The 10154-nt window shown below is 67.8% G+C and carries 9 protein-coding genes and 2 pseudogenes; 5 read left to right on the forward strand and 6 right to left on the reverse strand.

What is annotated here, in order from left to right:
* The first annotated feature begins 577 nt into the window (after nucleotides 1-577).
* Both ABZ862_RS35625 and ABZ862_RS35630 read left to right on the forward strand, forming a co-directional pair.
* On the forward strand, nucleotides 578-3901 hold the full coding sequence (locus ABZ862_RS35625; protein WP_360967805.1) for a DNRLRE domain-containing protein: 3324 nt from the start codon (nucleotides 578-580) through the stop codon (nucleotides 3899-3901).
* Between the two features lie 14 nt (nucleotides 3902-3915).
* Nucleotides 3916-4206 (forward strand): hypothetical protein, encoded by a 291-nt coding sequence (locus ABZ862_RS35630; RefSeq protein WP_360967808.1) that lies wholly within the window; start codon nucleotides 3916-3918, stop codon nucleotides 4204-4206.
* A gap of 225 nt (nucleotides 4207-4431) precedes the next feature.
* On the opposite strand, the pseudogene ABZ862_RS35635 reads toward ABZ862_RS35630, so the two are convergent.
* Both ABZ862_RS35635 and ABZ862_RS35640 read right to left on the reverse strand, forming a co-directional pair.
* Nucleotides 4432-4779: pseudogene (locus tag ABZ862_RS35635) on the reverse strand (helix-turn-helix transcriptional regulator); the annotation flags it as partial.
* Complete coding sequence (locus tag ABZ862_RS35640; protein ID WP_360967811.1) at nucleotides 4709-5671, reverse strand: DMT family transporter; 963 nt, start codon at nucleotides 5669-5671, stop codon at nucleotides 4709-4711. The pseudogene ABZ862_RS35635 and the gene ABZ862_RS35640, both read right to left, overlap by 71 nt.
* 80 nt (nucleotides 5672-5751) lie before the next feature.
* On the opposite strand from ABZ862_RS35640, the gene ABZ862_RS35645 reads away from it, so the two are divergent.
* The 3 genes from ABZ862_RS35645 to ABZ862_RS35655 all read left to right on the forward strand — a co-directional run bounded on the left by ABZ862_RS35645 (nucleotide 5752) and on the right by ABZ862_RS35655 (nucleotide 8363).
* Nucleotides 5752-6675 carry a LysR family transcriptional regulator gene (locus ABZ862_RS35645; protein WP_360967814.1) on the forward strand — a complete coding sequence of 308 codons (924 nt, stop codon included), beginning with the start codon at nucleotides 5752-5754 and terminating at the stop codon, nucleotides 6673-6675.
* 924 nt (nucleotides 6676-7599) lie between these two features.
* Nucleotides 7600-8052 carry a MarR family transcriptional regulator gene (locus tag ABZ862_RS35650; RefSeq protein ID WP_360967817.1) on the forward strand — a complete coding sequence of 151 codons (453 nt, stop codon included), beginning with the start codon at nucleotides 7600-7602 and terminating at the stop codon, nucleotides 8050-8052.
* Nucleotides 8052-8363, forward strand: a complete 312-nt coding sequence (locus ABZ862_RS35655; RefSeq protein ID WP_360967820.1) for a replication initiation protein, RepL2 — start codon at nucleotides 8052-8054, stop codon at nucleotides 8361-8363. The genes ABZ862_RS35650 and ABZ862_RS35655 overlap by 1 nt, the downstream gene beginning before the upstream one ends.
* 261 nt (nucleotides 8364-8624) lie before the next feature.
* Here ABZ862_RS35655 and ABZ862_RS35660 read toward each other — a convergent pair whose 3' ends face one another.
* The 4 genes and pseudogenes from ABZ862_RS35660 to ABZ862_RS35675 form a co-directional block, all read right to left on the reverse strand.
* Nucleotides 8625-8996, reverse strand: coding sequence for a helix-turn-helix transcriptional regulator (locus tag ABZ862_RS35660; protein WP_360967823.1), 372 nt, complete (start codon nucleotides 8994-8996; stop codon nucleotides 8625-8627).
* Nucleotides 8993-9367: a type II toxin-antitoxin system RelE/ParE family toxin gene (locus ABZ862_RS35665; protein ID WP_360967826.1), complete on the reverse strand. Its 375-nt coding sequence runs from the start codon at nucleotides 9365-9367 to the stop codon at nucleotides 8993-8995. The genes ABZ862_RS35660 and ABZ862_RS35665 overlap by 4 nt, the downstream gene beginning before the upstream one ends.
* A 267-nt stretch (nucleotides 9368-9634) precedes the next feature.
* A pseudogene (locus ABZ862_RS35670) lies at nucleotides 9635-9763 on the reverse strand (DDE endonuclease); the annotation flags it as partial.
* Between the two features lie 34 nt (nucleotides 9764-9797).
* The gene (locus tag ABZ862_RS35675; RefSeq protein ID WP_360967832.1) at nucleotides 9798-10013 is read right to left on the reverse strand and encodes a hypothetical protein; all 216 of its coding nucleotides are present in this window, start codon (nucleotides 10011-10013) and stop codon (nucleotides 9798-9800) included.
* Nucleotides 10014-10154: the final 141 nt, after the last annotated feature.

A 10154-nucleotide genomic window follows, 5' to 3' on the forward strand; every position in this document is an offset into this window, starting at 1 on the left:
AGGGCGGCTGTTCTTCACTCTTCGAAGCGTCGAGCAACGTCGAGTGAAGGAACGGCCGCTGGTGAAGGGGTCTCGCCGCTGAACAGTCCGCTGACACCGCTTCAAGTGTTTTGTCGCATTTTCATGTCGAGTCATGCGGGCGTTCGCGGATGGCCGTGGAGCGGTCACCGCATGCGCAGGCGATGGGTGCGGCACTGGGCGGGCTTCGAAACCGATCGCCGGGCCGTCCACCCCACATGCCTGAATGAGAATTTCCTGTGAGTTCCTGTGCGTTGCTGTGAATGATCAACTTCACTTGGTCTTCATGTCCGGCATTCCATATGGTCCGTTCATGTCACACCGAAGATCGTTTTCCGGTACAACCGCACGTCATACAGCCGCCGGACTCTCCCTGCTTCTCCTCGCGACCGCCGCCGTGGTGGTACCCCGCGGTTCCAGCTCCTTCACTGTGGCAGAGCCGGCCCAAACGGCCCAGCGGGCTGTTCAAGGCACCCCTGCGGTCGACGCCGGTGACGAGGGTGCGGCGAAGGCGCTGTCGTTCCTGACCGCAGACCAATTAGCCCGTAGACAGGCAAAGTTGTCGGGCGAGCGGGCAGAGCTGTTCTCGCAGCGCACCTCGGACACCACGACGTACGTCAACCCTGACGGCACCCTCACCACCGAAAGTTATGCAGGCCCCGTCCGGGTCCGGGACGACGACGGGAACTGGGAGCCCATCGACACCGAACTCTCCGACACGGGGGACTCGTTGGAGCCCCAGGCCGCGGCTGCCGACATCACGGTCTCCGACGGCGGGGACACCCACCTCGTCTCCGTTTCGGCGGACGGCAAGTCCTTCGGAATGACCTGGCCCGACGCGCTGCCCGCCCCCTCGGTCGACGGCGACACCGCCTCGTACGACGTCGGCGACGGACAGAAGCTCACGGTCACCGCGCTGCCGCAGGGTTTTTCGGAGAACGTCGTTCTCGACTCCGCCCCCGCCTACGGCAGCGTCTCCTACCGCATCCCCCTGGCCCTGCACGGGCTGACCGTCTCCAAGGCGGCCACAGGCCATCTGCTTCTCACGGATGACGACGGCGACCTGGTCGCCGAGGCGCCCGCGCCGATGATGTGGGACTCCTCCAAGGACCCGGCCTCCGGCGAGTCACGGCACATCGCTGCCGTGGACTACGACATCGAGACCGCAGCTGACGGCACCCAGACCCTGGTCCTCACCCCGGACGCGTCCTACTTCGACCAGGATCTGACCTACCCGGTCACCGTCGACCCGACCAGCACCCTGGCGGTCACGACCGACACCTGGGTCGCCACCAACTACCCCGACTCGCAGCTCTCCTCCGCGGAGCTGAAGTCGGGCACCTACAACGGCGGTGACACGATCGCCCGCTCCTATCTGAAGTTCGACGTCTCGGACTTCGTGGGCACGGACATCATCGACACCAACCTGGCCCTGTACTCGTACTGGTCGTCCTCCTGCTCGACCGACGGCTCGGGCACCCAGGTGCGTCGCATCACCTCGTCCTGGTCCTCGTCGACGATCGCGTGGGGCAGCGAGCCGTCCTCCACCAGCACCGGTGCGGTCACGAGCACTGCCGCCAAGGGCTACTCCGACGACTGCCCGGCTGGCACGGTCAACTTCGACATCGACGACATCGTGCAGGCCTGGGCGGACGGTTCCGCCAACTACGGCCTCAAGATCAAGGGCGTCAGCGAGACCGACAGCCTCACCTGGCGCCGCTGGCGCTCGGCCAACTATGTCTCCGGCGACGGCTCGACCGAACCGCACCTGACGGTGACGTACAACTCGTACCCGGCGACGCCGACCTCGCTGACCCTGTCGCCGAAGACGACGAGCGGCAGCGAGAAGATCGTCACCTCGCTCACGCCTGTGTTCTCCGCCAAGGTCACCGATGCCGACTCCGGCGCCAAGGTCCGCGTCCAGTACGCGGTCGAGCCGGATCCCGACTACGCCGACACCACATACACGCTGTCCAAATCCACCGCCTACGTCGCCTCCGGCAAGGCGGCCGCCCTGACCGTCCCCGCCTCCACGCCCCTGCCCGACGGCACGCACCTGCGCATCCGGGCCCGTGGCTACGACGGCACCGACTACTCCACCGCCTGGACGTCGTGGACGGCCTTCACCGTCGATACCGGCGCCCTCGACATCCCCGATGTGCCGACCGGACTCCAGGCAGGCGCGACCGAGACCACCACACCGCTGCTGACGGGCGTGGTGAACGCCCCTGGCCAGACGAGCATCCAGGCTCAGTACCAGCTGTACGACTCCGCAGGCATCACGGTCGGCAGCAGCCCGCTGGGCACCTCCACCGCTGACAGCGGCGGCCGGGCTGTCCTCCAGGTCCCGGACGGGCTCATGGCTGATGGGAAGACGTACGCCTGGAAGATGCGGGCCTGTGTCGGCACCGTCTGCTCGTCCTACACGGCGAAGCAGTCATTGGCTCTGAGCGTCGTCTCCGACACCGACACCGAAGACGGCACGACGTCCACCGGTACCGCCCCGACGGCCGTCACCGACCTGACGGCCCGCCCGGGCGAGAAGGGCGCGCTGGTCACCTGGAGCCAGCTCGCCACCGGTGCCATCGAGGAGGAGGACGTCACCTACACCGTCACCGCGCAGGTCAAAGGCAGCACCACGGCGACGGCGACCGAAACCACCGGCGGTGCCTCGGCGGTGTTCACCGGGCTGGCCGACGGCACCGCGTACACCTTCACGGTGACACCCGCCAACAGTTATGGCACAGGTCCCGCCACCACCTCGGCGGCGGTCACCCCGGTCGCCGTCACCGGTGGTGCGGCGGCCTACCAGCCCGTGCTCCAGGATTACCTGGAGGCCCAGAACACCCTGCTCACCGGCGATGCCGCCAACGCGTTGGCGGCCGCCGGCATGGCGGACACCGGCGACGGCTTCAGTGGTCTCCTCGAGACCGAGCAAAGCGTCCCGCTCACCGACCGCGCCTCGCTCACCAGCGACGACATGGACACCGAGGCGCCCGCGGTGACCCTGACCGACGTTCTGGCGATGCCGGGCACGGACGGCACAGTCACGCTCCGGGCGTCCTCGACCATCTCGTACACCACCACCGCCGGCATCGACACCGACACGCCCGACGCCACCGACAGCGGGGAAGCCGACACCGGCCTGTACACCTTCACTCCGGGCAGCCCGCCCACCCTCACCGCCCACACCGACGCCGGTGCCGTTGAGACAGTCGTCAGCGCGGGCGACGAGGCGCTGACCGCCTTCGCCGATCAGGCTGCCGCCGACAGCGGTCTCAGCGACGACGGTGCGCCGGACGGAGTTTCCATGGACGCGGACGGCAACCTCGTCGACGACACCGACACGACGTCGAGCACGGCCGCGGCCGCGTCTTTCAAGGCCCAGCAGGCCTCGACCGGCATCTCCTGGAGCGGTGTCCGTACCTACGCCAGGAAGCACTACAACGACTCCGCCGAGTACTCAGAGGACTGCACCAACTTCGCGTCCAAGTCCCTCAACCGCGGCGGCGGCATGGCCATGAAATACGGCCCGGCCTCCAAGCGGTCGAACATCGGGTACTGGTGGCGGCGCAGCAAGTACCTCTACGTGCACCCGCAGTCGTACACCTGGGTGGGAGCTCCCTACCTGGCGAACTTCATCTCCGTGATGGCGACGTGGAAGTGGCACAAGGGTCCGAGCGGCGTCCAGATCGGGGACATCGTCTTCTACAACCAGGACGGCACGAAGTGGTCCGGCATCGACCACACGGCCGTCGTCACCAAGGTCGACTCCAAGGGCAACATCTTCGTCAGCCAGCACGGGAAGAACCGCCGCGACTACCCGCTGAAGAAGCAGAAGACCAAGGCCCTGTGGATCGTCACGGTCTACCCCAACTACTGACAGGAGCTGACCAGATGACCACTCCGATCCTGGCACCGCCCGAGGGCCGAGCCGTCCTGGTGGGAGAAACCCTGCTCACCACGGTCTCCGTCGTGTGGTGGACCTGCCTCATGTGGGCCCACCGCAACGTGCTGTACGCCGTCCCCGCCGCCGTGACGCTTATCCTCGCGGTGGTGCTGTCCCTGGCCGTGACATGGACCCTGTGGCTCCGCACCCGACGCCTCGGAGGCGTCAATCTGGCGCTGATCGTCGTCCGTGGTGTGGCGGTGCTGGCGCTGTCTCTGCTGATCTTCCACGACCTGTAGTCCGGGGTTCGCGGGAAGGAACCTGAAAGCCCGGCGGTCCGGGCAGCGTCGCAGACACCGGGGCCTGGACCGCGGGGAGGATTTCTTCTTCACCGGCCTGTACACCGAGGCATCCCGAGGCACCGGCCGGTGGCGTATGCGGCGGCGATCGCCTGGCAGGTGCTGAAGGCGGGGAGCCGCTCGCTGTCCTGTCGCTGGAGCCCGAACTGTATGTGGGCACCGGCATCACTCCGCTGAACCCCGCCTGACCCGCCCTTCTGCCGACCCGGCATCAGGCGGCCCCTGTGCCTGGACGGCGACCCCGCTGCCGTAGGGACGGAAGACGAACGCCGAACTGTCACCGTCGAGATCGATCGTCAGGGAAGCGTCCAGTGCCCTGGCGAGTCGAGTGAGCAGCGGCAGGGCCGGTACGGAGTCACCGCCCTCGAGGTCGGAAATCCGAGGTCGGATACCTGCCCGCTGAGCCGGCTCTGCCTGCGACAGCCCGAGTTGCTTGCGACGGTCATGGACGGCTTGCCCCAGAGCGAAGGCGTACCCCGCCTCCACATAGGCCTGGGACTCCTCGACCTGCTCGGCCTGGTCGTGGTGGGGTGCGGTGGGCGCGTTCGATGCTCTGGCCCCAGTACGTTCCGGCGACCATGAGCACGGCGCCGAGAAAGACCCCCACGGTGAGCCGTTCGCCGCCGAGAGCGATGCCGGTCGCGACGGCCCAGATCGGTTCGGTTCCCAGCAGCAGACCGGCCCGGCTCGCGGAAGTGCGCTGCACGGCCCACGTCTGCGCCAGGAACGCGAACACGCTGCAGAACAGGGCGAGATAGATCAGCTGCGACCATGTCGCGGCGCTGCTGCGGGCCAGGCCGGGCAGCTGAGTGAGCGCGGGCGGCAGGAACAGCACCGAGCCGACGACGGTCTGGACGGCCGTCAGACGGATCGGGTCCAGGGAGCGGCGGGCGGTGAGCCGTCCGACGAGCGCGACATGCCCGGCCCGTACGACCGCGGCGGCCAGCATCAGGACGTCGCCGAGCCGTAGCGCACGCGGTCCGGTGCCGGAGGTGAGCAGCCCGACGGCCAGTACGCACAGGCCCGCGGCGACGAAGAACCTCCAGGGCAGTCCGCCGCTTCCCGCGGTCCGGTCCAGCAGCGGCGTCAGCACGATGGTCAGGCTGATGATCAACCCGGCGTTCGCGGCGCTGGTGTGGGCGACCCCGTAGGTCTCCAGCGCCAGAACGGCCGCCTGCGTGACGCCCAGCAGCGATCCGGCGCGGACCTCCGCGCGGCTCCAGCGGCCCGCCCGGCGGCGCAGCACGACGAGGGCTCCGCACGCGAGCGCGGAGATCGCGTACCGGGCGAACAGCACGGCGGTGACCGGGAGCGCGCCGGTGACCGTCTTGGCCGCCAGATAACTGGAGCCCCAGACCAGCGCGATCAGGAACAGTACTGCGTCGGTACGGCGTGCGACGGGCATGACCCCACGCTGCACCACCAGCACATTGAAGACAATCACCAGCTTCTAAACCAAAGCTGTAGCAGACCTACACTGTCCGCATGGACGAGCGGCAACTCCGGATCCTGCGGGAACTGGGAGAACTGGGCAGTGTCAGCGCGGTCGCCGAGGCGCTGCGCGTGACGCCTTCCGCGATCTCCCAGCAGCTGCGCCTGCTGCAACGCTCGATCCCCGTCCCGCTCACCGAGCGTGCCGGGCGCCGGGTGGTGCTGACCGAGGCCGGGCAGGCCCTGGCCCGCGCGGCCATCGAGGTGGAGACGGCCCTGGCACGGGCACGGCACACCGTCACCGACTTCGCCGAACAGCCCGACGGCGACGTCTCGCTGGCGGCGTTCCACAGCGCGGCCTCCGCGTTCTTCCCCCGGCTGCTGCGCGGCCTCGCCGGGCCGGGCCACCCACGACTGGCTCTCGCCGACGAAGACGTCGCCCAGGACCGCTTTCCGGCCCTCACCCGGGACCACGACCTCGTTCTCGCCCACCGCCTCGACCACGGTCCGCCCTGGCCGCGTACCGTCACCGTCGGCACCCTGCTGCGGGAGCCGCTCGACGTCGCCCTGCCGACCGGCCACCCGCTGGCCTCCAAGCCGCTGCTCCTCCCGCAGGACGTGGCCGGCGAGCCCTGGATCACCGTCCACGACGGCTTCCCGCTCATGGCCACCATCGAGGCCGTCGCCAGTCTCGCGGGCCGCCGCCTCGACATCGCCCACCGCATCAACGACTTCGCCGTGGCCGCCGAGGCCGTGGCGGCCGGGGGCGGCCTGGCACTGATGCCGCGCTGGACAGCCCCCGAACACCCGGACCTCGTCCTGCGGCCACTGGGCGCGGTCCACGCCCGACGCCACATCGACGTCCTCCACCGACCGGAACGCACCGCACGACGGGCCGTCCGCACCGTCCTCGCCGAACTGCACCGCGCCGCCGCAGCGATCCGGAGCCGGGACACCCACGCCTCCGCGACCCCATGAAACCGATGCCAGGCAGCGACGCGCGGGCCCCAGAACTCTGCTGCCGGTACCGCTGAGTGACCAGATGCGGGTCACTGACGCCCCGGCCCGCAGGGAGAACAGCCCGTCCCGGGACCTCCTGCACATGAGCACATCCAGGGGTGGCTCGGCAGCGTGGTACCAGGGGCCTTCGCCGGCCCCTGGACCCCGCTGCCCCACCACTTCCCGGCGCGAGACGGTTTCGTCGTGGTCCGGGCCGTGCGCGCCGGAAAGCGGCGGGGGCGTACGTGCGGAGGACGGTGACACGACGGCAGCCTCGATGAGACCCGGTCCGCTGTCAGCCGACGGCCTCATGGTGTGGCTGCCGTGGGGCTGGGGTCGGTGTGTTCGGTCGGTGAGTGCTGCTGCGGGGGGAAAAGGCGGACGCGATGCGCGGTGCGGTGTCGTGCCGAACGGCGGGGCGCCCCCGGGGCAGTGAGGCGAGCTCGACCACGCGCCTTTGGCAAGAGAAGAGAGCGCACTCGCCAATAGTGCTCTGACCTGCGTAGACGACTCGAACAGCCAAGATCGCAGGAACTGCCAGGCAGTTCCCCCCGCCGTAGAGGGCGACCGACGGAACCGAGCACACAGATCCCTCAGCCGTGGCACACGGTCCCAGGAACCACACACCACGCCTGACCGAACCGGCACAGCGATCGGACGATCTGCCACCACGATCCTACGAACCGGCCACCACGATCCTCCGGACGCCCCAGATTGACGTGACGTACATGAGTGCCTGCCGGAACGCCCAGGTCCAGGCGGCGTGGGTCATGAGCGGGACGACACACCGTACGGCCCACAAGCGGAGTCGATTGACCTCCTGCTCATGTACGTTGAGTTCATCTGGTCGGCCTCACAGCCGTCCCTCGTGAGCCATTGATCACCACTTTGCGCGGAGGGCCCGTGGGAGCAGTACGCAGACTGGTCGACGCCGACACCGGCGAGCCGGTCCCCTATGCGCCGTACGCTTTCTCCGGCAGGCACACACAGGTGGACAAGGCACGGGTCGAGGCGATCACCGAATCCACAGCGTTCACGCCCAGCCAGAAGTTCCTCGTCCTGTGGTGGATCGGAGTCTCGCCCGAGGGCATGGAGCCACTGAGGGCCACCGGAGCGGACATCGCCAAGCGGGTGGGAATGTCCACCGATGCCGTCGGAAAGATCAACAGGAAGCTGGCCAAGCACCGCATCCTGATCGTCCGCGGGCGTATCGGCAACTACAACTTCTACCGGATCAGCCCGTACATTGCTTTCCACGGAACGGGGCTCGAACAGCGTGAAGCCGTGAAGACGTGCAACCCGCCGGAGATCTCCGGCTTCGACGAGACAGCCCCGGCGCGGTGGGAGGCCCAGTGATGAGCAGCAACGAGAAGCAGAGAAACCTCGAGCTGCTGGAGAAGACCTCCGGCATGACCGCCAACCAGCGCCTCGTCGTCATGCTGTACGCCCTGCATCCGACCGACCGGTCAGGCGCCGTGCTCGAGACGGCGGCGAACCTGGCCCAGCTGGTCGGCATGGCCCCTCCCGTCTTCTCCCGCACCCGCAAGCAGGTCATCGAAGCCGGCTGGCTCGAGGAGACCGAGAGGATCGGGCACATCAAGTACTACCGCCTCGACCCCAAACGCATGGGCGAGAACGTCGTCGTCCCCCTGCGCCGCGCGACCTGACGTCCCACAGACCGCACCTCATTGACGCCACGTACATCAGGTGCGGTCCCCGGGACGTGCCCCTTGCCCTCAGGGCAACTTCCTCCCCTGCCCGAAGCGGCGCCACTCCACGAAGACCAGAGCCGCTCACCAGGCCGAGAAATCCTTGTCCGGCACCGCTGCCGAACGGCTCCCCCTCCGGACGCGGTCAGGTACTCGGGCAGACAGTCCCTGGCCTTGAAAGAGCCAGGACGTCGATGGGCCGGAGCGCCGGAGCCAGGTTCAGGCGGCGGAGACACCTCTACCACCCCGGTCTTCCCGGGGCTGCTCACCGTGGTCGTGGGGGTGGAAGACGAACGCCGAGCCGTCACCGTCGAGGTCGATCGTCAGAGAGGCGTCCAGAGCCTTGGCCAGTCGGGTCAGCAGCGGCAGCGTCGGGACGGAGTCGCCGCCTTCGATGGTGGAGATCTGCGGCTGGTTCATGCCGGCCCGCTGCGCCAGCTCGGCCTGTGACAGCCCGAGCTCTTTGCGGCGGTCGTGAACTGCCTGGCCCAGGGCGAAGGCGTACCCCGCCTCCACGTAGGCCTGGGACTCCTCGACCCGCTCACCAAGCAGTTTTCGGGTTCGGTTCGTCTTCCACTGCGAGTGGTTCACCCTCCCGCCTCCTCACTCCGCTCGTAGCTGTGCTGGGCCGGATCGTGCTCCGCCTCGCACAGCTTCAGTGCCATCTGCGCCCGCTCGACCTCGGTGTCTTCTCGCTGCTTCGTTTTGCGGAACACAGTCAGAAGTACGATCCGCCGCTCGGAAGCGAGCCAGTACGTGATGCGGACCGCGTTTCCGTCCATGAGGAGTCGCAGCTCACGGAGCTTGCCACCGAGATGACGGGAGTACGGTTCCCCAAGGGTCGTCGGCTGTGCCGCGAGCATGTCGGCGGCCCGTTCGACCTTGTCGTACTGTCGCATCGGCAGGAGCTCCAGCCACTGGCGGACCTCAGGCTCGATCTCGATCAGCCACTGATCACTCACAGCGAGGATTATACAGAAATTTATATGTAGTGGCTTCCTGAGCGATGAGCGATGAGGAAGTCAGGAAGTTTGCCGGTGTCGCGGGCTCGGGAGGCCGGTGGGGAAGTGACAGGCATGGTCGCGAATCGGATCCAGGTGTTGTCGGGTCCGAACTTCACCGCCTTGAGCGAGGTCCTCGAGGCCGAAAAATCCTTGTCCGGCACCGCTGCTGAACAACTCCCAGCCCGGATGATCGATCCGACTACTGACCTTGAATACGTGATGTCGTCATGGTGGATGGTGTCGGAGGCCGGTGCCGGTGAGGCAGCCGTCGAGGACGTCGTGTCGGTACTGGAGCCGGCGCAGGCCGCGTCGGACGGCGGTGATCAGGTCGTCGGGGTCGGCGAAGGCGGGGTGTGTCAATTTAACGGCTGATCTTGGTTGTTGAGGTTCAGTTGTTGGCCGGGGTGAGCCGGCCCTCGAAGGTGATCTGGAACGCGTTGAGGGGCGCCTTCCAGCGTATGGTCCACCTCTTGCGGCCCTCGCCGGTCAGCTGCAGGCCCTCACTCCGAGCCCGGTCGACCAGCATCGCGATCAACTGTTCGTCCGTCGTCGCTGCACCGACCGGCTCAGCCACGGACTCGTGCTCGATCGTCATCTCACTCACTTGGCGTCTCCATGATCAACAGATCCGCCGTTGATTAGACACTCCCCCTTCGTGCGCTGCTCGGCAGGGATGTGCTGTCCGGCTGCCATGCCGCGGTCTGCCTGCCGCGTCACAGGGATGGATAGTCGATGAGACCTTCGC

Origin of the sequence: Streptomyces sp. NPDC047000, assembly GCF_040644295.1 — a bacterium.
Taxonomy (GTDB): Bacteria; Actinomycetota; Actinomycetes; order Streptomycetales; family Streptomycetaceae; genus Streptomyces.

Coding starts and splice junctions, on each gene's coding strand:
- ABZ862_RS35630 (WP_360967808.1), top strand. CDS start 3,916: ATGACCACTCCGATCCTGGCACCGCCCGAGGGCCGAGCCGTCCTGGTG.
- ABZ862_RS35640 (WP_360967811.1), bottom strand. CDS start 5,671: ATGCCCGTCGCACGCCGTACCGACGCAGTACTGTTCCTGATCGCGCTG.
- ABZ862_RS35645 (WP_360967814.1), top strand. CDS start 5,752: ATGGACGAGCGGCAACTCCGGATCCTGCGGGAACTGGGAGAACTGGGC.
- ABZ862_RS35655 (WP_360967820.1), top strand. CDS start 8,052: ATGAGCAGCAACGAGAAGCAGAGAAACCTCGAGCTGCTGGAGAAGACC.